Raw genomic sequence first — 23121 nt, forward strand, 5'->3', positions numbered from 1 at the left:
TTCAATGAGTTGGAGCGTCAAAAAATAGGCGGCGCAATGAACTTGCGCGATATACGGCAGCGAATGGAAGCCGCAGTTGGAGGTATTGGCCGAATTTCGCAATAACATACGATGCCCAATTGCGAAAAGAGGGCATCGGCCCAGGTTGCCTGGCCCTATTCCTTTCGATCTGCCGCGTCAGGCCGCCCGCCCTTGTCTTCATCGTCGCAACCCCCATTCCACGATGGCGCACTCAATGCATGTACCTGCGCCCAGCCCGTCCACGGGCAGGCGTTGGGGAATCGCCAATCGCGGATAGCGCTTTTAGCAACAACATCAATGAGCTTGATCGATGACCGCCCCCTCCCTGAAGCCCCTGTCCTCTGCCTTGCAGCCGCATATCCGTTCCGTTGCCCGACTCCCGGTCCGGCTGGCAGACGGTCGCGAGGCATCCAGCACAATCCATAGCTTCAACGGGCTTGCGGATGGGAAGGAGCATGTCGCCCTGCGTTTCGGCGACCACGACGCCGATGCGCCACTGGTCCGTGTGCACTCGGAATGCCTGACGGGGGATGCCCTCGGCTCAGCCCGGTGCGATTGCGGTCCGCAGCTGGAAGAGTCGTTGCGCCGGCTGGATGAAGAAGGCGGTTACCTGCTCTACCTGCGCCAGGAAGGTCGCGGCATCGGCCTTTACGCAAAGCTCGATGCCTATCGGTTGCAGGAACAGGGATACGATACCTACGCGGCCAACCGTGCCCTGGGACATGCCGACGACGAGCGCGACTACACCGTGGCCGCCGAGATGTTGCGCGCCATGGGCGTCAGCCGGATCACCCTGCTGACGAACAATCCCGACAAAAAGGCCCAGCTCGAAGCGCTGGGTATCGAGGTGGTCGGTGTGCGCCCTACCGGCGTATTCCAGGGTACCCACAACCTTCCCTACCTCGAAGCCAAGGTGCGCCACACGCATCACACGATCGATCTGCCAGGTCGTCGGCGCGACGACTGACCGATCGCCACAGGCAGTACGACAAGCACCATCGGAAACTGCAGCAGCAAGCCAGCCACGATCGCGATGGCCAGGGGCTGTTGCAGGTCGGAGCCCTGGCCCAGGGCCATGACCAGAGGCAGCAAGGTCAGGATCGCCGCCAGAGTGGTCATCGTGATCGGGCGGACCCTGTTGCGCACCGCACGGTGAATGGCCGATCGCCAGCCCGTACGTGCACCGATGGCCTGGTATTCGGAAGCCAGGAAAATAGCCATCTCGGTGCCGATGCCCAGCACCATGGTCAATCCCATCATCGCGGTGACATTCAGGTCGACGCCTGCCAGCCATAACCCCGTGAACACGGCCGACGTCGAGAGCAACGACGTCAGCATGACGAGAAAGGCCAGCCACGCACGGCGATACAGAAACATCAACAGCACGAACTCGGCTGCCAGGGCTGCGCCGAACACCTTCTGCAATCCGGCGAAGGCCACCTGCTGCTGTTGATAGAGGCCGCCCAGTTCGTAACGCACGCCCGTCGGAAGCATGCCCGGCCGGTCGAGCAGTGCACGCACGCGCTGGACCGCGGCCCCGATACCGCCTTCGTCGATACGTGCCGTTACCGGAACCATGTTCTGCAGGTCTTCGCGGGTTATCTGGGGCTGCCCCGCCACCTTGTGAAGAGTGGCCACGCGGGAGAGCGGAAACACATGGCCATCGGCGGAACGCACGGGCAGCGCGTCGAGATTCTCGATTCGCCATGTCCGTGAACCGGGCATGGCCACGCGTACACCGAGGGCTTTCGTGGCACCGGGCAACGCGGTGGCGATCGTTCCCGAAAGCGCGGCCGACACTGCCTGCGATACGGCATCCACGGTCGTGCCTTCCGCCGCAACCGCTGCATCGTGGAATTCGATATCGATGGCATCACCGGCAACCTGTGCACCGTTCTTGACATCGACCAGCCCCGGAATATGGCCCAGTGCTCCAGCTACCTTGTCCGCCAGCGGAATCAGGGCTTTTTCGTCATCACCATAAAGCTTCACTTCCACCGGTTGTGGCACGGCCGTCAGGTCGCCAATGAGGTCTTCCATCAGCTGCGCTACTTCCACCTGGACGCCGGGAACGGCGTGAAGCACGTTCTCCCGTACATCATTCATCACATCCGCCGTAGCCAGCGGATGTCCGGGCTTCAGCCTGACGAAGAAATCGCCGTGATACGACTGCCCGAGATCGCCGCCGAGCCCGGTACCCAGGCGACGCGAAAACGTTTCGACATTGCGATTCATCCGCAGGATCTGCTCTACCTGGGCGATCTCCCGATCCGTTTCCGTCAGGGACGTTCCTGGCGCCGAGTAGTAGTCGAGCACGAATCCACCTTCATCTGCCTCGGGCATGAATCCCGTGGGCACATGAAGATACGCCGCGACACCGGCCACCACGACGAGGATCACCGCCGCAGCGGCAACGAGAGGACGGCGATACGTCGGTGCAAATACGCGGCCGTGCCAGCGGTGCATGGCCTCGTCCAGCCAAGAGACCCGGTGCTGCCAATGATGAGGCCTGACCAGTCGCGTAACGACGGCCGGCACCACTATCGCCGTCATGGCCCAGGACACCAGCAAGGCCGAACCCATGGTGATCGAGAGCGCGCGCGAGAACGCGCCCGTCACACCCTGGAGAAATGCCAGCGGTACAAAGACGATAAGGGTTGCGAGACTTGAGCCGGAGAGCGGGACGATAAACTCCCTTGCGGCCCTGAAAACCACGTTGGCCATGCTGCCGGCATGTTCGTCCTGCGCTTCCAGCGACCGGCGGGCGATGTGTTCGATCATGACCATCACGTCGTCGATGACCAGACCCACCGCCGCGGCCATGCCACCCAGGGTCATGATGTTGAAGCTGAGCCCCAGCAGCTTCAGGCAAAGCACGGTGACGGCAAGGATGGCCGGTACGACGATCATCGTGACCATGACCAGGCGCCCATTGCGCAGGAAGAGGAAAAGAACACCCCCGGCAAGCAACAGGCCGATCGCAATCGCATCCCGCACACTGGCCGCCGACGCCGTAACCAGCTCGCTCTGGTCGTACCAGTTGGTCAGCGTCACCCCGGGAGGCAGTGGCAAGGACGCCAGTCGCTGGCGCACGGCGGCAGCGATCTGCACGGCGTTGCCGTCAGGCTGTTCGTAGACATTGAACAGGACGGCAGGACGGCCATCTTCCGTCACGCGAATCCACTGGGGAGCGAAGCCGTTGCTCACCTTCGCGACGTCACCCACGCTCATGCGGCCGCCACCTGCGTTGACGAGCGGCACGGACGCGATATCCCGGGCGTCTTTCAAGGGGTGGTTGGCAACCACCAGGTAGAGCTTGTTGTGGTCCTGCAGTCGTCCCACGGCCTGGATCTGGTTGGCAGCGGCAATGGCCGAGACCAGGTCGGCCTGTGTCAATCCTCGCGACGCCAGGACATGCGCATCCGCTTCCACCTGGATCTCCGCCGTCTCCCCACCCTGCACGTCTACATGGGCCAGGCCCGGAATCGCGGCAAGCAGCGGGGCGATCCTGTATTGCGCAAAATCCCTCAAGGCCACAGGTGACAGCGCGTCACTGCGCAATGCATAGGAGATGATCGGGAAGACCGTCGGATCCATGCGGCGGACGTCATACCCGGTGCCCGGCGGAAGCCCGGGAAGTACCTTCGCTACCGCCGCATCCACCAGAAGGGTCGCGGCCACCATGTCACGGCCCCAGCCGAAATCGATGGAAACCTGGGCCTCGCCCCGGGATGTCTCCGAGCGGACGCTGTCCACGCCAGGCACCGCCCGGATGGCATCTTCCAATGGCCGTGTCACGAGCAGTGCCGTGGCATCGGCCGGACGATCGCCGGCATGGATATCCACGACGATCCGTGGAAAGGACACCTGCGGAAAGAGGCCCACCGGCAATCCGAACGCGGCTACCGCACCCGCGATCGCCAGCAGCACGGCTACCAGAATGAAGGTATGGGAATGTCGGGCCAGCATGCCTGTCATTGCGCCGGGCCGCTTACGGCCACATTCATGCCATCGGCCAGTTGGGGATTGCCGCTCACCACCATGGGACGGTCAGGTGCCACGGCACCTTGAAGCAGGACCTCGCCATCGCGCTCCAGCAACACCTGCACCTTGACCCGATAGGCGCGGCCCCCGGCAAGCTGGTAAAGCCATTGCTGGTCGCCATCCTCGGTCAAGGCATCCGCCGGTGCACGCCACCCTTCCACGTCATCGAGCGTGATATCCGCACGCCAGGCGCTTCCGATCACCAGGGATTGCGCAGGCCGGATCTGCACAGGAACCAGCCGGGTGCCGTTGTCGATCGCGCCGCCGGCACGAACGACGGTGCCCGTGATGGCATCGCCACCTGCGACTGGCGTCATGCGAACCATCATCCCGGGCTTTATCCGTGCGGCGTCTCGTGGCTCGGCGCCTGCCAGAAGAACCTGATCCGTGTCTGGGGTTACGGTAAGCAAGGTCGTATTGGCCGCTACAAGCTGGCCGACGCTTGCCGCGAGTACAACGATATGGCCGCTGGCAGGCGCCCGTATGCTGACACGCCCGTCGTGGCCCATCGCCAGCGGATACGCCGTAAGCGCCGCCTGCGCATCCGAGAGGGCTTTATTGGCCTGCGCCACCTGCTCATCGGTTGCCAGATGGTCATCGCGCAAGCGCTGCAGCCTGCTCAACGACTGGCTGGCGACATCCATCGCCGAGCGGGCCTGTCGCCACGCAATGACAGATGCAGGCGTGAACTGGAATGTGCCCAGGTCCTGTCCTTGCCGGACCATCTCGCCCTGCACCGCTGACAGGGACGTCACGCGGCCTTCCGTGCCAAAACTGACCGTCTGCTGCGAGGACGGACCGGCGGCGATGTCGCCGTAGGCGACAGCGATGCGGGCCATCGTTGCCCGCGAGGGCATCGCCACCTTGACCGAGGCGGTTACCGCCTCCTGTGGGGTGCCGGACGATGTCCCCTGGCAGGCGACCAGAGATGCCGACAACATGGCTGTCAGCAGAAGAGTGGACAGGCGCATCAGGGGGTTCCGGCAAGAAGATGAATTTCAGGCATGCCCGTACCAAGCAGTGTGTCCATGGCCGCGCGCTGCTCACGCATCACGATCTGCAACCGGATCAACGTGACCTGGCGCGACAGCCTGGCAACGGCAATATCGGTGTAGGTCGCCTGATCGACATCGCCCCTGTGCAAAGCGCTGGAAGCCGTTGCCAGTGAATCCGTGTCGCCGGCTGCGACCTGATCCAGGCGCATCCATTGCGCACGGCTTCGCTGACAGGCAGCGAGCAAGGCGCGCGCCTCGTCGGTCGCATCTGCGATGCGGTAGCCATATTCATCGTGCAGTCGCTGGCGCGTGGCGGCTTCGGCATCCACCCGGGCCCTGCCTCGGTCGAATACCGGCAGGTCGAATACCAGTGCCGGCCCGCCATTGGTGACGCGGCTGTTGTCCTGGGACGCGTTGTAGCCAATGGTCAGGGGTGGAAATTGCGAAAGAATCGCTTGGCGGAAACGGGCGTCCTCGGCGTCGTAGCCCATCCTCAGGGCAACGAGATCCGGTCGATGCGCGGCCATGCTGTCGATGGCGGCGTCAACCGCGCCCGGGTCCGGCGCCTGGAGCGGAAGCAAGGGCGCGAAGGTCACATCTGCATCGAACGCCAGCCCCATGAGGCTGGCGAGTTCTCTTCGCTTATCGGCCAGGGCACGCTCCGTGTCCGCAACGTTCGCGCGTGCCTCGGCCGCCGCCAGGGCCACGGGTCCACTTACGGTCGCATCGATGTCCCCACGCGCTTTTGCCCTGGCCAATGCTTCCGACTGCCGCCCCAGTGCATCGGCCAGATCGACCTGCACCCTGAGAAGCTCTTTTTCGAGCACGACGTCGGCGACCAGCACCCGGGCCTTGCCCACGTCCTGCCACGCCTGCCAGGCCAGGGAGGCATCGACTTCCCGGAGAGATGCTTTCGCCTCGTCCCGGCGGGCTTTCAGGGTGATCCATCCATTGACGCCCTGGGCCAGCCCTGCCGTCCATGCCGTGGCATTGCCCGCGCCCGAGAGCAGGTAACCCAGGCTGCCCGAGAATGAGGGATTCGGTAGCAACGCACCGCCACGTCCCTGCGCTTCCGTCTCACGATGCTGGATGGCGGCCAGATGGAGCGACGGATTGTTCTGCAAGACGAGCTGCACGACCTCGGCCTCTGTGAGCGGCGTTGAAGCGCTGGCATCTCCATGGAGTCCGTTGACCGAGGACGCGAAGCGCGCGGATGGATTCAAGGGCAGTGGTGCGTAGTGCGCACACCCCGCCAGTCCCATGGCAGCAAGGCTGGCGATAAGAGACAGGGCTTTGGTGGAAGGCATGCAGAGCCGTGGCTGGAAACGATGGATACCCACGTTAACGAGGCTCGCTTAGTGGAATCTGTGGCGTGAGTGCCCGCGCTTTCGCTAAGCAATTTGTAAGGTGGCCTTTCACCCGCTTGCGACTCGCAAATATTTATTGCGAATCATTATCAAATGCGATAACGTTTCGACCCGCAATTATTTGCGCCCCAAGCAAGCCCCGCCTGGCTCCTTCCTCGCGAATGAGCCATGGGCTTCGTTTTGCCCGGCTCCCGCAGGAGCCGCATACACCGGAATGCTCATGCCTTCGTACATCGCCTCGAAATCCCTTCCGCCCCGCCGCCTCGTCACCAGCGCCCTTGGCCTCGTGATCGCCAGCTCCGCTGCCCATGCGGGTGAAGTCGCCGATACCGACATCCAGGACAAGGGCAAGGATTCAAGGACGGAAAACCTCGAAGGCATGCGCGTCCAGTCCACCGTGGTCAACAGCACGTCGCCCAAGTTCACGGCGCCCCTGCTCGATACGCCGCGCTCGGTCACCGTGGTACCGCAGGAAATCATCCAGCAGACCAATGCCATCTCGCTGCTCGACGTGCTCCGCACCGTTCCGGGCATCACCTTCGGCGCCGGCGAAGGCGGCAACCCGAATGGCGACCGGCCCGTGATCCGCGGCTTCGATTCGGAGAGCTCGATCTTCGTCGACGGTGTGCGCAGCTCGGGTTCGCAGCAGCGCGAAATCTTCGACATCGAGCAGGTCGAGGTGACCAAGGGCCCGAGTTCGGCCTACACCGGCCGCGGTTCGGTGGGTGGCAGCATCAACCTCGTCACCAAGGCCCCGACCGCGCGCGATTTCATCGCGGGAAGCGTCGGCATCGGTACGGACAACTATCGCCGCGGCACCGTCGACTGGAACAAGACCTTTGGCAACGATGCGGCATTCCGCCTCAATGTCATGGGCCACGAAGCCGACATTCCGGGCCGCAACGGCCCCGACCAGGGACGCTGGGGCGTGGCACCCTCGGTCACCTTCGGCCTGCACGCCGATACCAGCGTCACGCTCAGCTACTACCACCTGCAGACCGACGATACGCCGGACAGCGGTATTCCGTACAACAACCCGAACAATGCCCCCACCCGCAGCGGCGGTCCGATCCACGTGCCGCGCGATACCTATTACGGCCTGCTGGATCGCGACTTCCAGAAGCAGAAGAACGATATCGGCCAGATCGTCGTCCGTCACAACTTCGGTGACGGCTGGCAGCTGCGCAATACGTCCGTGTATGCGCGCTCGACCAATGATTACGTGTGGACCCAGCCCGACGACAGCCAGGGCAATTTCCTGGTCAATGGTGGTGTCTGGCGCCGCAACAACAATCGCGACAGCTCCACCCAGTCGCTCACCAACCAGACGGACCTGACCGGCAGCTTCACCACCGGCTCGATCAAGCACACCGTTGCCACGGGCATCGAAATCTCCAACGAAAAGACCAATCGCACCTCCTATCTGGTCGATCCGGCGACGGGGCCTTCCGATACCCATAACAGCGGTTCCATTGCCAATGGCGCCTGTTCCGCAAGGTACGGTATCGGTGCGCGCTCGGGATACTGGTGCGCTCCGGTCATCGGCGCCAACCCGCATGATCCCTGGACCGGCGCACTCATCGGCGGTCAGAACCCGAACCGCATCCGCACCAACACCCGCTCGGCCTGGGCGTTCGACACGATGGACTTCAACGAGATGTGGTCGTTGAACCTCGGTGCCCGCTACGACCATTTCGAAACGAAGTCGACGGCCGTCACCACCACCACCCAGGCCGTGACGAACGTCAGGAACAACTCGTCGTTCTGGAACTGGCAGGCGGGCCTGGTCTTCAAGCCGGCGCCCAATGGCAGCATCTATGCATCCTGGGGCACCTCGTCCAACCCGCCGGGCGTGGATGCGGGTGACGGCGCCGATGGCGTCGCCGCGACCAATGCATCGCTCAAGCCCGAAAGCAGCCGTAATCTTGAACTGGGCACCAAGTGGGACCTGCTCGAACAGCGTATTTCGCTGACCGGCGCCGTGTTCCGCAGCGAGAAGAGCAATGCCCGTGTCGCCACCGGCGGCCGTGGCAGCGTGATGGTCAACGCTGGCAAGCAGCGCGTGGACGGCGTGGAAATCGGTATCAATGGCCGCGTCACCGAAGCGTGGAACGTGTTTGCCGGCTACACGTGGCTCGATAGCGACCTGGTGAAGCCTGCGCCGGCCGATGCCGCCAGCAAGGGCAACCAGTTCCCGAACACGCCCAGGAACAGCTTCACGCTGTGGACCACCTATGCGGTCACCCCTCGCCTGACGGTCGGTGGCGGCGCCTTCTCCATGGATCGCGTCTACGGCAATACGGCGAACACCAAGTGGGTGCCCGGCTATACGCGCTACGACTTCATGGCGTCCTACGTGCTGAACCCGAACGTGACCCTGCAGCTCAACGTGCAGAACCTCACGAACAAGTACTACTTCGACAAGGCATACGCCGCTCACTACGCGAATGTTGCGCCGGGCCGCGTGGGCATTCTCAGCGCCAACTTCCGTTTCTGACCCCGAGGGCCGGGCCGCTCATGGCGGCCCGGCATCCAAGACGATGCTGCTGCATATTCCCGACCTGCTTTCCCCCACCGACCTGTCCGCACTTCGCGAACGGCTTGCCGCCGCGCGATGGGAAGACGGCCGCAGCACGGCGGGCTACCGCTCGGCAGCGGCAAAGCACAACGAGCAGGTAGCCGAAGATGACCCCGTGGCACGCACCCTGGGCGATATCCTGACCGAGCGCCTGCTCGCGCATCCCACGTTTTTTTCCGCAGCGATTCCCCTGCGGATCTATCCCCCCCTGTTCAATCGCTATCAGGGTGGACAGGCATTCGGCATGCATGTGGACAATGCGGTCCGCTACGACCGGCGCACATCCCCTCCCGTCGCAGTGCGCACCGATATCTCCGCCACGCTGTTCCTCAGTGAGCCCGGGGAGTACGACGGTGGCGAGCTGGTCGTCGAAGACACCTACGGCACCCACGATATCAAGCTGCCGGCCGGCCATCTGGCGCTCTATCCGGCCAACAGCCTGCACCGGGTAAACCCGGTCACCCGTGGCGTGCGCATGGCTTCGTTCTTCTGGGTGCAGAGCATGGTGGCGGATACGACGCGGCGGCGGCTTCTGTTCGACATGGACCTGTCCATCCAGGAGCTCACGGCCAGCGGCGCGGATTCCGGTGCGTTGCTCCGGCTCACGGGCATTTATCACAACCTGCTTCGCGAATGGTCGCAGACGTGAGTGGCTTCGACGCTTCGGTATTTGCACAACGCCTGGCTGATGGCGATATAGGTGCATTCGACTATGTCATGTCCCTGGCCCATGCAGGGGATGCAGCAGCCCAGACCATCGGTGGCCAGATGCTGCTGGATGGCCAGGGCTGTGTCGCGCAGCCTGCCGAAGGGGTGTACTGGTTCATGCAGGCGGCCCACCAGCACTCGCCCATGGCGATGAACATGCTCGGTCGCTGCCATGAGAATGGCTGGGGTACCGTGGTCGATTACCCGCTGGCCGCCGTCTGGTTTCGCCGGGCGGCCGAGCATGGCCTCGACTGGGGCATGTACAACTACGCACACATGCTTGAGCGAGGGCGTGGTATCGGCAGCGATCGAGGCGCGGCGTTCCTCTGGTTCGGCCGGGCAGCGGCCCTGGGACATGCCCGCGCCATGAACTTCCTGGCGCGTTACTACGAGCACGGCTGGGAGACGGATCAGGACACGATCATGGCCCGCTCCCTCTATGAACGCTCGGCACTGGCCGGTGACTACCGCGGCGAATGCAGCTGGGCATCCGTACTCGTTGCCGAAGAACGGTTCGACGATGCAGCGATCTATCTGGAGCGAGGGCTGTCGAAGGCGCCTGCCGCCTTCATCGAAGCCATGCGCGAAACGCTGGGCTCCAGCGGGAATCCCCGCGTGCGGGAGCTGTTGAGCACCTGTCTGCCCGCCTCCGGCACCTGAGCGGGCAACTCAGAGCCTTCAGCCGCCCAGGGGCAACTGGGTAGAGGACACCGGAATGGGAAGCTGAACCCAGTGGCCGGCCAGGCTCTCCTTGAATACCTTGACCGCCCGCCCCCGCCTTTTCAGCGTTTCAGCGGACGACATGGCAAAGGCCACCGCTTGCCCTTCCTTGGCGAATTCGGTTTTCTTGCCGCCGGATACCAGCACCCGCCAGCTTCGTCCGTTGATTTCCGGATAGAAAATGAAGATCGGTGACACGCCAAGTTGAATGTTCACTGCGTGCGACGACGCCGGACTTCAACGCGGACGTTCCATGAGCTGTCGCCGACAGCCTCAACCGCGCTGAGCAATTCAAGCTCGGACACGCCGAGAACGCGAGTCCAGTAGTTGAGATCCGCGGGAAGGGAAATATCCACCCTGGCAAGGTCAGCCGGTCTCAATGTCACCAATTTAACCGTCATGCGCGTGGCCGTGGGTGCAAAGAACTCTTGTCTCACCACCGGGGTTACGCGGATGTTACGCAAAAACGAACGCGGCCCGTTCCACGGGATGGCACATTGTCTGCTTCTCTCATAAGGCGTATACCTGAGACCCGATCTTCCGGCTATTACCATGTTCACGCAGAAGGCCGATCCTCAGCATCCGGCCGTCGTAGGGTTTGAAATTCCGCAACTGGAAGCAAAGGTCAGCCATGTGACCGACCTGCCCGTCATCGCCCTGCTCAATTGCGAGCCAAGCACAAAGTGGGTGCAACTGTTTCGCCGGGAAGTAGACGACATACGAGGCAAGCTCGGGCTTGCCGACGTGAAGGTGCGGGGCAATCAAGTGGAATTCTTCGGGTCCATCTCAGACACCCGGGCGCTGACCGAACAGCTCAAGTCGCTGATCGACGACGTTGGCCACAAGCTTCGCCAGAGCGGCAAGGAGCATCCCTGGCGCTCTGCCTAGGGGCCCATGCTTAACGTCGTGCCGGAAACTCCAGATGGAACGTGGCGCCGTGCACCGGGTTGTTCGACACACCGATGCTGCCGCCGTGGTGATCCATGATGGTGCGGCATATCGCCAGCCCCATACCCATGCCATCGGCCTTCGTGGTGAAAAAGGGCGTGAACAGGTGGCTGGCGTCCGTGTCACCGATGCCTGGCCCGGTATCGGCGATGTCGAGGATGACCGAGGCTGCGCCATCGACCCTCGTACCGATGCTTATCTGGCGAAGCGCCGACTTCCCGCCGTTCATCGCCTGGATCGCGTTGTTGACGATATTGATCAACAACTGCTGGATCTGGATGCGGTCGCCCATCACCTCGGGCAGGTCGGGAGCCAGATCAAGGCGAAGCGCTACTTCCGACCGTTGAAGCTCCGCGTGCACGAAGCGAACGGCCTCGTCGATCACCTCATTGAGATCCAGGGCAACCCGCGCCGGTGGTTCGCGGCGGGCAAAGGTGTGCAGGTTGTTGACGACGGAGGTCGCCCACTCCGTGCACGCAATGATGCGTTCGATGGCCGCCTGGGCCTTCTCCACGTCGATCGGCTCGCTCTTGAGCCATTGCATGGTGCTGCTGCAGTTGATGAGGATGCCAGCCAGGGGCTGGGTCACTTCGTGGGCGATGGATGCCGCCAGTTGTCCCATCGTCGCAATCCGGGACACATGGGCCAGATGTGACCGGGCTTCGTCCAGATCGGACGAGGCTTTTCTGCTTTCGGTTTCATCGATGATCGCCCCGACATATTCCGTACCGTCAGGAGTGGCAATGACCTGAGCGACCAGACGTACGTGACGAATCGATCCGTCGGGGCGCACCAGCCGGTATTCGAGCGCGACGCCATCCGATGGCTTGGACATGGACAGGGCATCGCGAAGTCGCTGCCTGTCATCGGGATGGGCGGCATCAAGAAACGATGCCAGGCTCGGCTCAACCGCCCGCTCATAGCCGCAGATCCGATAGGTTTCGTCAGACCAGTACGCCCTGCCGCTCGGCAGGTGGATACCAAAACTACCCGTCTGGCTGAGCCGCTGCGCCTGGCTGAGATAGGCTTCGCTCGTGCGCAGCGCATCCTCCGCCCGGTGCCGGTCTTCGATATCGAAGCGCACGCCGTACCAGCGGAGCACCTTGCCTTCGGCGTCACGATGGGCCGTAGCGCGGGATACGACCCAGCGATACCCCTTCTCGGGATGGCTCAACCGGTACTCGTACTGGCCATCCTGTTCGTTGTCGATCAAGCCGCTCCAGTAAGCGACCAGTCCGTCGATATCATCCGGATGCACCGCTGCCCGCCAGTTCCAGCCGGAGGCTTCTTCGAAACTGAGGCCGGTATGTTCGAGCCAGCGGTTATTCGCATAGTCCAGATGACCGTCCGCTCGCGTGCTCCAGATCATGGCCGGCAGGCGATCGAGCAGTTCGGCACTGACGCCCCTGGGTTCGGGAGCGGGATCGGCCTCGGGCACCGGAACGTCCGGCGTGGCAATACCTTGCGAGGACGGCGGGCGATCGCCATCCATGCGAGACGAGGGATGTTTCCGCATGCGGCTTTCCTGGGGCGAACTGATCGGTGATTAACGCTTGGGGCTATCCTGGTGCTTCACCGCCCCACCCGGTTCCAATCCGATCTAGCGTGCCAGGTTACCTGCGTCAATGGTCGCCATTTGGGTGGCCTGGCATCTTGCTCAAAACAGGCTCGCTTGATCATCAGCTTAACTTGTAAGTTAAACTGATGATATGGCATGCTCGCGCCATGAACAGGCCCAAAGATCCCCCGGTTACCCCTGAAGCCGTGGTTCCTGCGCTGACCCAGGCCATGGGACGCATCCTTCGCCGCCTCCGTGTGGAGGCCAATCCGGGCGGATTGAGCATTTCACAATCTGCCGTTCTCGCTTCCCTGGCGGAAACCGACGGGCTCAGCAATGCGGAACTGGCCCGCTTACAAGCGATGAAGCCGCAATCGATGAGTACGCTGCTTTCCGGTCTCGAGGGCGAAGGACTGGTGAAACGGCACTCCCACCCCAGCGACGGTCGCCAGTTCATCTTCACCCTGACCCCGCTGGGCTTGCGCACCAGGCACATGGCAACCGAAGCAAAACATGCATGGTTACTTGCCGCCATGGGAAGACTCAGCGCCGAGCAGAGAAAAACCCTGCTCGCCGCTGCCGCGCTTATCGATGACCTTGCTGCTGTGAAAGGAGAGCCGTCATGACCTGGCTGCATGAACTTGCCTATTTTTTCGCTGGCGTGGTGCTTGCCAACGCCATCCCTCATTACGTCAGCGGCGTCATGGGCAGGCCATTCCAGACGCCCTTTGCCACACCACCAGGGAAAGGGCTTTCCTCATCCGCGGTGAATGTGGCGTGGGGATGCTTCAATCTTCTGGTGGCCTACCTGCTGGTATGTCGCGTCGGTGAGTTCGACGCCCGGTCATGGCCCGATATCGCAAGTCTCGGCGCCGGCCTGCTGCTCATGGGAATCTGGATGGCGCGAAATTTCGGCCAGTTCCACGGTGGAAATGAGCACTGAACCGATCCGGTTCGCCACGCCGTTTCAGGCATGGCAATCACGATGCCCAGGGTCGTGAAGTGGTCTATGCGCGGGAGCACGCCCATACCGTGATGCCGGTCACACCGGGGCGCCGCAATAAGATACGGGTGTCACACAACCGGTAACAAAGCCGCCAAAGCTGTCATCCGTACATCGTCTTTCAGTCAAAATCCGCCGATAACGTGCCAGATGGATCGATTTAAATTTCTTAAATCCTTACTTCGGCGGTGGCTACATGAGCGGAAACGATCTTCGGCCGGCAATGGGAGAGTCTCCGGCTCGCGCCCTTCACGCCTTGCGACTGGCCTGCGCCACCGTACTGCTCATGCCGGTCATCGCCCAGGCCGCGCAGGTTACGCGCATCAACGAGCTGCAATACATAGGCAGCCATAACAGCTATCACGCCGGACTCGCGGCTGGTGAGGCCGCCATCTGGCGCAAGGTCGATCCGGCGACGTATTCCATCCTGACTTACTCCCATCCGTCGCTGACCCGTCAGTTGGACGATGGGGTGCGCCAGGTAGAACTGGATGTGTATGGCGACGTGCATGGCGGTCGCTATGCCAGGCCTGCGGTGATCGCCCAGGTGGCGGCCGCAGGCCTCCCGGCCGATCCGCCTTTTGCCGATCCTGCCGTGATGGCGGTGCCGGGTTTCAAGGTGATGCACATCCAGGACATGGACCAGCGCAGCACGTGCCAGCCGTTGAAGGCCTGCCTGCGCGAGCTTCGTGCCTGGTCGGTGGCCCATCCACGTCACTTGCCGATCTTCATCCTGTTCGAGACCGAAGAAACTCCGCTGAAAATGCCCTTTGCCACCGTGGCGCCCGAGCCGTTCGATGCCGATGCGATGAACCGGCTTGAAGCCGAAGTCACGGACGTGTTTCCCCGTGCGTCCTACATCGCTCCGGACGACGTGCGTGGCAAGCACGCCACGCTCAACGACGCGGTACGCCACGGCCAATGGCCGTCACTCGACGCGGCACGGGGTCATGTCGTTTTCCTGCTGGACCAGCACTCGGTCGGCAAGGCTTATCTCCAGGGACACCCGTCGCTTCGGGGGCGCGCCATGTTCACCAATGCGACGCCGGGCGAAGAGGATGCGGCTTTCATCGAACTGAACGATGGGCCGCGCGACGACATATCCCGGCGCGTGCGCGAGGGCTATCTCGTGCGCACGCGTACGGATGCCAACCTGAAGGAAGCGGCGGCCAACGACGTGCAGCGCCGCGATGCCATGCTTGCCAGCGGCGCACAGATCCTGAGTACCGACTTCCCCGCACACGAGCCGGCCACCACCGGCTATGTCGTGAGCTTTCCCAAAGAGGCCGTAGCCCGCTGCAATCCGCTGCTGGCCAACGACAGCTGCGCGCGACTCGACCTCTCCCACTAATCACCCTGCCGTCCCTTCGGCTCTCCCCACGCCCCTGTCCCAGAGGTTCCCATGCGCACGTCCCTGTCACCGGCCCTGCTATCGCTGGCCATCGCTGCCGCCCTCTTCCATGCGCCCACGGTACGTGCGAACGACGCGGACACGGATACCAAGGCAGATAAGAAAGTCACGGCACTGAACGGCCTGAACGTGGATGCGCAGGCACCGGCCGCAGGTTCGGTCGACGAGCAGCGGCTGTCCGTGGGCGTCACCACGGTCATGAGCAAGCAACAGATCGACGCGGTGCCGACGGCGAACATCGCCGACGTCCTCTCGCATCTTCCGGGCCTTTCGTCCTATAGCGACATGCATCTGGGCCAGGCGGCCACCGGCGAGAGCGAGTACGTCACCATCCGCGGCCTGGACTCCAGCTACAACTCCTACACGCTCAACGGCTTTGCACTGCCGGAAACGGATTCGTCCACGCGCGCCATCTCCCTCAACATGCTTGCGCCTTTCGGCATCCAGTCGGTCAAGGTATCCAAGACGCCGACACCGGACATGCCGGGGGATTCGATTGGTGGCGCCATCGACATGCGCACGCCCACGGCGTTCGATTTCGCCGGCGACACCTATGCCAAGACGACAGTCCAGGGACGGATGAACGATCTTGCCGAGCATCGTGACGTGCCGGACAAGGGTGGCGTGTTCCAGCAGGAGCTGGCCCATCGCTTCGGTGATTCGAAGCAGTTCGGTATCTATGCGGCCGGCTACTACGGCAAGTACGACAACGCAGCAGAGGCGGTAGCGCCCAACTCGCAGTACACGCCCATCGACCCGGCCAAGGCCTCGGCCACCGACCTGTCCCAGGCAGGCCCGCTGCAAAGCTCGCAGTACAAGTACAGCGTCTACACCAACCAGATCAAGCGTTACGGCGGCAATGTCTCGCTGGACTGGAACGGGGAAAGCACATCCCTCTTCGCCCGTGCCATCTATGGTGTCTACGACGTCCAGGGTGAACAGAACCAGATGTCCGCACGTAACCAGGGCGGTAACCAGGTGCTTCGCGGCGGGTACTTCAACACGCGCGACATCAAGGAAAAAACCGCCGCCCTGCAACTGGGTGGCAGCAGCACACTCGACGCGCTCACGCTCGACTATGGCACTTCGTACGGCATCGGCACCCGCAACGTGCCCGACTACGTGGAAGCCAGCCTGTACGGCCCGCAGGCGCCAGGACAGTTCCAGTTCAACCTGAGCAATCCGACCTTTCCCAGCCTGGCTGGCAACTCCGCCGCGCTGCGCAACTACGCGTACAACCTGTCCACCGACAGCTTCTGGAAAACCCAGGGCAGCGATGCGGGTAGCCGGGATACGCGTATCAATGCGCATATCGATGGAACCTATGCTTTCTCCGATTCCTCGCTGGAAAACCTGAAGTTCGGTATCGCAGCCGATACCTCCAAGCGCAATGCCTACGATCATCCCTTCAGCCACGACGACAACAATTTCATCTATGGCGGACCGTTCTTCGGTGGCCCCAGTTATTCATCGACGGCCCCGGGTGGTCCGTCGCTGGCCGATCTGCCGGGGCGACTGGTCACCAACCCGTTCGGCGGGCGCTATGCCGGGCCCTTCAAGCTGATCAACCGCCAGTGGGTGCTCGATCAGGCGGTACCGTACAAGTACCTCAATGACCCCAACGGAACCGGCAACTACACGGCCAACGACTACAACGCCAATACGACGTCCAGCCGCGAGAACATCTACGCCGGCTACTTCATGGCCACGTTCCGTGCTGACAATCTCACGATCACCCCGGGCGTTCGCTATGAACTGACGGATTACTCCGCCACCTCATGGCGCTCCAACGGTGATGACGCCACGGGTGCCTTCGTCAACCAGGGGCGGCGCTATGGTGAGGTGCTGCCGGGCATCAATCTCAACTACCGGCCGGATGAATTCACGGTCTACAGGGCATCGCTGCGACGCAGCTTCAGCCGGCCAGCCTTCGGGCTCATCTCCGGTCAGACCACGTATTCGATCGACGATGTCACCGGCCAGGTGGTGGGCATTTCCAAGCCGAACCCGAACCTGCGCCCGACCACGGCCGACAACCTCGATCTTTCAGCCGAGTTCTACGATAGCACCGGCGGCCTGCTCACGGCGTCGGCCTACTACAAGCGCATCAACGACTTCATCTACACGTCGCAGTCGGCCACGGGCAACGACACCTCGCTGGGTGGCAACGTGCCCACCGGCACGGTGATCACCAATGGCGTGCCGGTCAGCACGCCCGAGAATGGTGGCTCGGCGAAGATCTATGGCGCCGAACTGGCCCTGCGCAAGCAGTTCGTCACCCTGCCCGGCATATGGAGTCATTTCGGTGTCGGCGGCAACATGACGGTGCAGCACAGCACGGCCCATAGCGACAGGCCGGATCATCCGGGCAGCTCGTGGCTGCCGCGTGCGCCGGAACGCATGTACAACGCCGACCTGTTCTATCACGACGACAAGCTGCGCGCGGACCTGATCTATAACTATACGGGCCTGCAGCTTATCGGGCTGAATGGCAATGGCCTGGATTACTACCTGCAGCCCGTCAAGACGCTTGATTTCTCCGCCACCTACGACCTGCCCTACGGACTGGGGGTTGGCGTCTCGGTGAAGAACCTGCTCGATCGTGCCACGTTCTATGAAACCTCGGGCAAGTCGAAACGTTATCTCGCCTACGACCCGGGTGCCGATGGCGCGTATGTCGAAACGGGGCGGGTATACATGGTCAATCTCAGCTACACGTTCTGATCCCTGGAAACGGCCGCCTGTCGCCCTGCTCCGGGCGTGGGCGGCCCGCACCGGCAAGGAAACACACGGCCGCCGGCATGCTCCTGTAAGCTTGGCGGCCGATCTCGACATCCAGCAGCGCCCCATGGCACTCAAATCCACGGTCTACAAGGCCGACCTGCAGGTCAGCGACATGGACCGGCATTACTACCAGAACCACGCCCTCACCATTGCGCAGCACCCGTCGGAAACCGACGAGCGCATGATGGTGCGGGTACTGGCCTTTGCACTTAATGCCGATGACGCACTGGCCTTCGGCAAGGGACTCAGCTCGGACGACGAACCCGACCTGTGGCGAAAGGAGCTCACCGGTGAGGTCGATCTGTGGATCGAACTGGGCCAGCCCGACGAGCAGCGCATCCGCCGCGCCGCAGGACGCGCCCGACGTGTGATCGTCTACACGTACAGCGGCCGCGGTGCCGAAGTCTGGTGGAAGAAGATGTCGCAGGCCGTTGGACGCACGAAAAACGTATCCGTGGTTGACGTCGATCCGGTCACGGTCGAGGCACTGGCCGCGCTTACGCAGCGCACCATGCAACTTCAGTTCATGGTTCAGGATGGCGAGGCACAGGTGATCAGCGGCGATGCCATCGTCCCGATCGTGCTGACTCCGCTGGCCTGATCCTCCGGGTGGCATATCGTCAGGCAGTGATCTGCCAGCGAAGCCAGGCCCGGCCGGTGCGATACCACCAGCAATACGGTATCCGGAAGGCGGCGTTTGAGCATCCGCAGCACGTCCTGTTCCGCAGCGGCATCCAGGGCGCCGGTGGCTTCATCGAGCACCGCAAGGAATGGCCTGCGTAGCAGTACCTGCGCCAGAAGCAGTCGTTGCAACTCGCCCCCGGACAGTTGGCTGGATTCGCCGCGAAGCGGCGTATCCAGCCCCATGCCGCCCGCCAGCAGGCGAGCGTCCAGTCCGACATCGGCGAGGACCGCTCGCATCGCAGCCTCCGTCGCCATCGGATCGGCCCAGGCAAGGCTTTCACGCACGGTGTCCTGCCAGGGACGGATATGCTGGCTGACATAGGCCCCACGCGTCACCCGTGTGCGATAGGCATCGAAATCGATCGGATGCCCCATCGCGTGTGCCACGAATGACTCCGGGACAACGAGCCCCGACAGCACATCCGCCAGGCTGCTTTTACCCGCTCCCGAGTCACCGGTGATCAAGGTCAGCTCTCCCGGAGCCAACGACAGGTCATGGACTTCGAAGGCGTGCAAGGCAGAAGTGATCCTGATCCTTCGCACATGAATGGCGGAGCGAGATATCACGTCGCTGCAGGGCGGAACGGACACATCCGTGTCCAGGTCCACGTATCGTCGCCACAGGTCGAAGGCCGCCACCGCTGAACGTAGCTGCCGGAAGCTCTGGCGGGTCGAGACCATGTACGGCAGCAGGCGTCCCAGCAAAAGGCTCACTGCGATAAGCGATGCCCGTGCTTCGCCTTGCGTGCGATGGGCCAGCAGGAACATCAGGGCAATCGCGGCAGCGGCGACCGTTTCCAGCATAAGCCGCCCGGACGACTGCATGTCGATCTGCCGCTGGTAACCGGCGGCAAGCCGCCCGGCCATCGCGTCATAGACCGCACGCTCGGCGTCTCCCCGACCAAAGGCACGGATGTGACGCAATCGCCGTGGAAAGTCTTCGCTGAGCCAGAAAAGCCGCGTCATGTCGGCGACGTAGGCGCGACTCACCGCGGCCTGCTCCTGTCCCCGCGCCCGTGCCATGGCGATGACCAGTGCAGCCAGGAAAGGCACGCCGAGCAGCAGCCAGGGGGAGAGGTAGAAGGCGAACCCCAGGCTTGCTGCACAGGTCAGCCCGGCGATCCACAGCTGGAGCAGTCCATTGAAACCCTGCACCATGATTTCGACGTTATAGGTGAGGACGTTGGCGATCTCGGCGGACGGGGTGGCCGCCAGCGCCGCAACAGGCGCATGGATCAGTCGGTCGTGCACCTTGCGGCGCAGATCCGCCCCGTAGGCACTCACCAGTTGTGATGCCACCCTGGACGCCGCCCAGCGCATGGTAGCCAGTACCGCTGCCATGCCGATGAAGGCCACGGCCTGGATCTCCAGTCCATGCCGCAGGTCGAAGAACGTGCCGGCCTGTCCGTTATCCGGCGACACCAACGGCACCATCAACATGGCCGTTGCGCTTCCCGTCAACGCAGAACCGACCGAAAGCACCGCATAAACGACAATGCGCGAAGCAAGGGCTTGCTCAATGGTACCGGCAAAGATATCCGGCAATACCCAGCGCAGACCTGACCCCATGACCATGCCCTCAGCCCAGCAAGGCCGACAGCGCACTGACGCCATCGTCCGGGTGGCGTCCTCGCTCCAGGCGATACATACCCAGCCGCTGACACGCATAGGTAAAATGTGTCCAGCCTTCCTGCGCCGTGGCATAGGGCTGGTCAGCGGCCAGCAAGGCGGGAATGTCTTCTGTCGGCAGAGGCTTCAGCAGGCGGGAGGGGTCGCTCGCCGTACGGGACGATACCAGGACGATGCCGGTCAGGGTCAATGGTGACGCAGCAAGACGGCCCGGCCCATGCCTGAGATCCGCTTCGTATTTGCGTACGCCACTACGACGACGAATGGTCGGGGATTCCCGGATCCACGCGCGTGTGCGTTCATCGTGGACAAAACGGCAGGCCTCGTCACGCAGGTGAAGGAAATTGCCGACGCCGGTGGCGAGAAGATCGTCCGGCCTCACGAACACGGCATCCTCTGCCAGGAAGTCCAGTCCCTGCAACCAGCCATGCAAGGAAAGAGTGGATTTTCCGGCGCCACTTTCGCCCAGCAACAGCACTCCCCGCCGGCCGCGCCCGACGCATGCCCCGTGTAAGGGCACAAGCGACAGCACGCGTGACGTCAGCAGGAAGACGGCAAACTCGATGAGCTCGTACCGTACGTGATACGGGTGCTGCTCCAGCATGTCCGAGGACACCACCACGAGTGCCTTGCGCTGCGCCGGCACCACCACGGCATAATTACAGGCATCCATCATGCCGCACAGCAGGCCTGCGCCGGAATGTGTCTGCACTGGCGGCGGCTCGTCGGCCGCGATGCCTTCACTACGGGAAATCACGCGCAGGTCGATACGCAGCCAGGGAGCATCGGGCGAAAACCGATGTTCCGGAAGATCCCCGTAGGCCAGCTCTACGAGCTTCATCAAGCCCCGGGAATCGCTCTCGAAAACGATATCCGCACCCAGGATGCTCCGGCGCATGCGTGCCCTGGGAGCATTGTGCTCGCGGAAAGGATCGCCACGCAGATCGTCGGTACGCTGGATCGGTTCCGGGCGGGTCAAGAAGATACTCCGTGGTCGGCCGGCGATGCCTACAGCAACGCCCTGATGTCGATAAGTGCCTTTTCCCCGGGCAAAGGTTGCATGTGACAGGTACGAGGACGGCGCAACCGAACTCCTCTCGCCGGGCACTTACGTTGAGGTGACAACGAAGTGACGGCCGTCGATGGCCGTGGCATGGCGAAGACACAGGCCCACATGATGCTAAGAATCCAGGTCAGCCACTCGTACTTTCTGCGCTATGACCCGAAGCAGTGGGAGCGGGCAAAGCCGTATCCACCGCTGGCCACGCTGCAGGTAGCGTCCCTGCTTCGCGACATGGGACATGCGGTGAGCCTGTTCGACGCCATGCTGGCGGAAGGTGTCGAGGACTACGCCCATGCGCTGGTCACAGACAAACCGCAGCTCGTGATCATCTACGAAGACAACTTCAACTATCTCACCAAGATGTGTCTGAGCCGCATGCGCGAGGCGGCCTGCCGGATGATTACCGAAGCCCGCGCCTGCGGCGCCCGCGTCATCGTGGCCGGCTCCGACGCATCGGACCACCCGGAGGCGTTCCTGGCAGCCGGCGCGGAAGCCGTGCTGGCAGGTGAAGGCATCGCTGCCATCGCCGGGCTCGTCAAGCGCCTGGAGAACGCGCCGGACACTGCGGTGGCCGACTGGGTGGCCGGCGTGCCCGACGTCGCCTCCTGGAGCGGTAACCCGCAGCGCCTGCCTCGCATCGGCGCCCAGCCACCGGATCCCCGGCTGGGCGGCCAGTCAGCCTGGGACCTGGTCGATATCGAACGCTATCGCACGATGTGGCGTGAGCGGCATGGGTACTTCAGTCTCAACATGGCCGCTTCGCGCGGCTGTCCCTTCCGCTGTCACTGGTGCGCCAAGCCGATCTGGGGTAATCACTACAAACAGCGCAATCCTGCGGATATCGCAGCGGAAATGGCGCACCTGAAGCGTGCATTCCAGCCGGATCATATCTGGATGGCCGATGACATCTTCGGTTTCCACGTGCCCTGGGTGGAAGATTTCGCCCGCCATCTTCGCGACCTCGACGGATCGGTGCCTTTCACCATCCAGACCCGCGCGGACCTCACCAGCGAACGCATGGTCGCGGCACTGGCCAGCGCCGGCTGCAAGGAAGCATGGATCGGTGCGGAGAGCGGTAGTCAGCAAATACTGGACCGCATGAACAAAGGGACAAGCGTCGCCGAACTGATCGAGGCGCGCGAGCGACTGGGACGCCACGGCATACGGGTAGGCTTTTTCGTGCAGCTGGGCTATCTGGGCGAGGCACTCGAAGACATCGAGGCGACCTGGGCGCTGGTTGCCCGCGCCGCGCCAGACGACATCGGCGTCAGCGTGTCCTATCCCCTGCCCGGCACGAAGTTCTACGAACAGGTGAAAGCCCAGCTGGGGCAGAAGACGCATTGGCAGGACAGCGCCGACCTGGCAATGATGTTCAGGGGCGCTTATGAGTCTTCCTTCTACAGGCAGGTGCGCGATCTCCTCCACCGCCTGGTGGTGCTTCAGGCTGCAGGCGACGCCCAGGGGCTCGCCGCGCTGGATACGCAATGGCAATCGCTGAAAGCCGCGGAGCGTCGCTATCGGCATAGCGATGCCACGCCGGCCGGCGACATGATCTGCGTGCCACATGCCGCCGTCGGCATGGCCTGATATCCATCCATCACATCGTTG

19 protein-coding genes are annotated in these 23121 nt (G+C 63.0%); 11 read left to right on the forward strand and 8 right to left on the reverse strand.

The features are described from left to right. Positions 1-331: 331 nt before the first annotated feature. The gene (locus tag HBF25_RS03905) at positions 332-988 is read left to right on the forward strand and encodes a GTP cyclohydrolase II (RefSeq protein WP_166946633.1); all 657 of its coding nucleotides are present in this window, start codon (positions 332-334) and stop codon (positions 986-988) included. Here the strand turns inward: HBF25_RS03905 and HBF25_RS03910 are convergent. The 3 genes from HBF25_RS03910 to HBF25_RS03920 are packed head-to-tail and all read right to left on the reverse strand — an operon-like array spanning position 949 to position 6367. Further along, positions 949-3990 (reverse strand): efflux RND transporter permease subunit, encoded by a 3042-nt coding sequence (locus HBF25_RS03910; protein WP_243853022.1) that lies wholly within the window; start codon positions 3988-3990, stop codon positions 949-951. The genes HBF25_RS03905 and HBF25_RS03910 overlap by 40 nt on opposite strands. A gap of 5 nt (positions 3991-3995) precedes the next feature. After that, entirely contained in the window at positions 3996-5036 is a 1041-nt protein-coding gene (locus HBF25_RS03915) for an efflux RND transporter periplasmic adaptor subunit (RefSeq protein WP_166946635.1), read from the reverse strand. Next, on the reverse strand, positions 5036-6367 hold the full coding sequence (locus HBF25_RS03920; protein ID WP_166946636.1) for a TolC family protein: 1332 nt from the start codon (positions 6365-6367) through the stop codon (positions 5036-5038). Before HBF25_RS03920 ends, HBF25_RS03915 begins: the two co-directional genes overlap by 1 nt. Positions 6368-6647: 280 nt before the next feature. Here HBF25_RS03920 and HBF25_RS03925 point away from each other — a divergent pair, with 280 nt between their 5' ends. The 3 genes from HBF25_RS03925 to HBF25_RS03935 are packed head-to-tail and all read left to right on the forward strand — an operon-like array spanning position 6648 to position 10373. Further along, positions 6648-8924 carry a TonB-dependent receptor gene (locus tag HBF25_RS03925; protein ID WP_243853024.1) on the forward strand — a complete coding sequence of 759 codons (2277 nt, stop codon included), beginning with the start codon at positions 6648-6650 and terminating at the stop codon, positions 8922-8924. Between the two features lie 43 nt (positions 8925-8967). Next, complete coding sequence (locus HBF25_RS03930) at positions 8968-9654, forward strand: Fe2+-dependent dioxygenase (protein ID WP_166946638.1); 687 nt, start codon at positions 8968-8970, stop codon at positions 9652-9654. Then, positions 9651-10373, forward strand: a complete 723-nt coding sequence (locus HBF25_RS03935; protein ID WP_341778032.1) for a tetratricopeptide repeat protein — start codon at positions 9651-9653, stop codon at positions 10371-10373. The genes HBF25_RS03930 and HBF25_RS03935 overlap by 4 nt, the downstream gene beginning before the upstream one ends. Before the next feature lie 18 nt (positions 10374-10391). Here HBF25_RS03935 and HBF25_RS03940 read toward each other — a convergent pair whose 3' ends face one another. Beyond that, positions 10392-10631 carry a hypothetical protein gene (locus HBF25_RS03940; protein ID WP_166946640.1) on the reverse strand — a complete coding sequence of 80 codons (240 nt, stop codon included), beginning with the start codon at positions 10629-10631 and terminating at the stop codon, positions 10392-10394. A 14-nt stretch (positions 10632-10645) separates the two neighbouring features. Beyond that, positions 10646-10834: a DUF3606 domain-containing protein gene (locus tag HBF25_RS03945; RefSeq protein ID WP_166946641.1), complete on the reverse strand. Its 189-nt coding sequence runs from the start codon at positions 10832-10834 to the stop codon at positions 10646-10648. A gap of 151 nt (positions 10835-10985) precedes the next feature. Between HBF25_RS03945 and HBF25_RS03950 the strand changes: the two genes are divergently transcribed. Further along, positions 10986-11321 (forward strand): hypothetical protein, encoded by a 336-nt coding sequence (locus tag HBF25_RS03950; RefSeq protein ID WP_166946642.1) that lies wholly within the window; start codon positions 10986-10988, stop codon positions 11319-11321. A 10-nt stretch (positions 11322-11331) separates the two neighbouring features. On the opposite strand, the gene HBF25_RS03955 is transcribed toward HBF25_RS03950, so the two are convergent. Beyond that, positions 11332-12897, reverse strand: coding sequence for a PAS domain-containing sensor histidine kinase (locus HBF25_RS03955; RefSeq protein WP_166946643.1), 1566 nt, complete (start codon positions 12895-12897; stop codon positions 11332-11334). Positions 12898-13106: 209 nt separating this feature from the next. Between HBF25_RS03955 and HBF25_RS03960 the strand changes: the two genes are divergently transcribed. The 5 genes from HBF25_RS03960 (at position 13107) to HBF25_RS03980 (ending at position 18738) form a co-directional block, all read left to right on the forward strand. Continuing rightward, a complete protein-coding gene (locus HBF25_RS03960; protein ID WP_166946644.1) occupies positions 13107-13565 on the forward strand; it encodes a MarR family winged helix-turn-helix transcriptional regulator in 459 nt (152 codons plus the stop codon). Then, positions 13562-13882: a hypothetical protein gene (locus HBF25_RS03965; RefSeq protein ID WP_166946645.1), complete on the forward strand. Its 321-nt coding sequence runs from the start codon at positions 13562-13564 to the stop codon at positions 13880-13882. The genes HBF25_RS03960 and HBF25_RS03965 overlap by 4 nt, the downstream gene beginning before the upstream one ends. Before the next feature lie 283 nt (positions 13883-14165). Further along, entirely contained in the window at positions 14166-15293 is a 1128-nt protein-coding gene (locus HBF25_RS03970) for a phosphatidylinositol-specific phospholipase C1-like protein (RefSeq protein ID WP_208392425.1), read from the forward strand. Between the two features lie 51 nt (positions 15294-15344). Then, on the forward strand, positions 15345-18077 hold the full coding sequence (locus HBF25_RS03975) for a TonB-dependent receptor (protein WP_166946647.1): 2733 nt from the start codon (positions 15345-15347) through the stop codon (positions 18075-18077). Positions 18078-18201: 124 nt separating this feature from the next. After that, entirely contained in the window at positions 18202-18738 is a 537-nt protein-coding gene (locus HBF25_RS03980) for a YaeQ family protein (protein ID WP_166946648.1), read from the forward strand. Here the strand turns inward: HBF25_RS03980 and HBF25_RS03985 are convergent. Together HBF25_RS03985 and HBF25_RS03990 are read right to left on the reverse strand one after the other, a co-directional pair. Continuing rightward, positions 18669-20390, reverse strand: coding sequence for an ATP-binding cassette domain-containing protein (locus HBF25_RS03985; protein WP_243853027.1), 1722 nt, complete (start codon positions 20388-20390; stop codon positions 18669-18671). The two genes, HBF25_RS03980 and HBF25_RS03985, sit on opposite strands and share 70 nt — an antisense overlap. A gap of 10 nt (positions 20391-20400) precedes the next feature. Next, positions 20401-21429 carry a serine kinase gene (locus HBF25_RS03990; protein ID WP_166946650.1) on the reverse strand — a complete coding sequence of 343 codons (1029 nt, stop codon included), beginning with the start codon at positions 21427-21429 and terminating at the stop codon, positions 20401-20403. 198 nt (positions 21430-21627) lie between these two features. Between HBF25_RS03990 and HBF25_RS03995 the strand changes: the two genes are divergently transcribed. Continuing rightward, entirely contained in the window at positions 21628-23100 is a 1473-nt protein-coding gene (locus HBF25_RS03995) for a B12-binding domain-containing radical SAM protein (protein ID WP_166946922.1), read from the forward strand. Positions 23101-23121 lie beyond the last annotated feature (21 nt).

Origin of the sequence: Luteibacter anthropi (genome assembly GCF_011759365.1) — a bacterium.
GTDB lineage: Bacteria > Pseudomonadota > Gammaproteobacteria > Xanthomonadales > Rhodanobacteraceae > Luteibacter > Luteibacter anthropi.

What these genes read in the sequence shown, in the direction of transcription:
- HBF25_RS03905 (WP_166946633.1), top strand. Translation starts at nt 332, where the DNA reads ATGACCGCCCCCTCCCTGAAGCCCCTGTCCTCTGCCTTGCAGCCGCAT.
- HBF25_RS03910 (WP_243853022.1), bottom strand. Translation starts at nt 3,990, where the DNA reads ATGCTGGCCCGACATTCCCATACCTTCATTCTGGTAGCCGTGCTGCTG.
- HBF25_RS03915 (WP_166946635.1), bottom strand. Translation starts at nt 5,036, where the DNA reads ATGCGCCTGTCCACTCTTCTGCTGACAGCCATGTTGTCGGCATCTCTG.
- HBF25_RS03920 (WP_166946636.1), bottom strand. Translation starts at nt 6,367, where the DNA reads ATGCCTTCCACCAAAGCCCTGTCTCTTATCGCCAGCCTTGCTGCCATG.
- HBF25_RS03925 (WP_243853024.1), top strand. Translation starts at nt 6,648, where the DNA reads ATGCCTTCGTACATCGCCTCGAAATCCCTTCCGCCCCGCCGCCTCGTC.
- HBF25_RS03930 (WP_166946638.1), top strand. Translation starts at nt 8,968, where the DNA reads ATGCTGCTGCATATTCCCGACCTGCTTTCCCCCACCGACCTGTCCGCA.
- HBF25_RS03945 (WP_166946641.1), bottom strand. Translation starts at nt 10,834, where the DNA reads ATGACGGTTAAATTGGTGACATTGAGACCGGCTGACCTTGCCAGGGTG.
- HBF25_RS03950 (WP_166946642.1), top strand. Translation starts at nt 10,986, where the DNA reads ATGTTCACGCAGAAGGCCGATCCTCAGCATCCGGCCGTCGTAGGGTTT.
- HBF25_RS03955 (WP_166946643.1), bottom strand. Translation starts at nt 12,897, where the DNA reads ATGCGGAAACATCCCTCGTCTCGCATGGATGGCGATCGCCCGCCGTCC.
- HBF25_RS03960 (WP_166946644.1), top strand. Translation starts at nt 13,107, where the DNA reads ATGAACAGGCCCAAAGATCCCCCGGTTACCCCTGAAGCCGTGGTTCCT.
- HBF25_RS03965 (WP_166946645.1), top strand. Translation starts at nt 13,562, where the DNA reads ATGACCTGGCTGCATGAACTTGCCTATTTTTTCGCTGGCGTGGTGCTT.
- HBF25_RS03970 (WP_208392425.1), top strand. Translation starts at nt 14,166, where the DNA reads ATGGGAGAGTCTCCGGCTCGCGCCCTTCACGCCTTGCGACTGGCCTGC.
- HBF25_RS03975 (WP_166946647.1), top strand. Translation starts at nt 15,345, where the DNA reads ATGCGCACGTCCCTGTCACCGGCCCTGCTATCGCTGGCCATCGCTGCC.
- HBF25_RS03980 (WP_166946648.1), top strand. Translation starts at nt 18,202, where the DNA reads ATGGCACTCAAATCCACGGTCTACAAGGCCGACCTGCAGGTCAGCGAC.
- HBF25_RS03985 (WP_243853027.1), bottom strand. Translation starts at nt 20,390, where the DNA reads ATGGGGTCAGGTCTGCGCTGGGTATTGCCGGATATCTTTGCCGGTACC.
- HBF25_RS03995 (WP_166946922.1), top strand. Translation starts at nt 21,628, where the DNA reads ATGCTAAGAATCCAGGTCAGCCACTCGTACTTTCTGCGCTATGACCCG.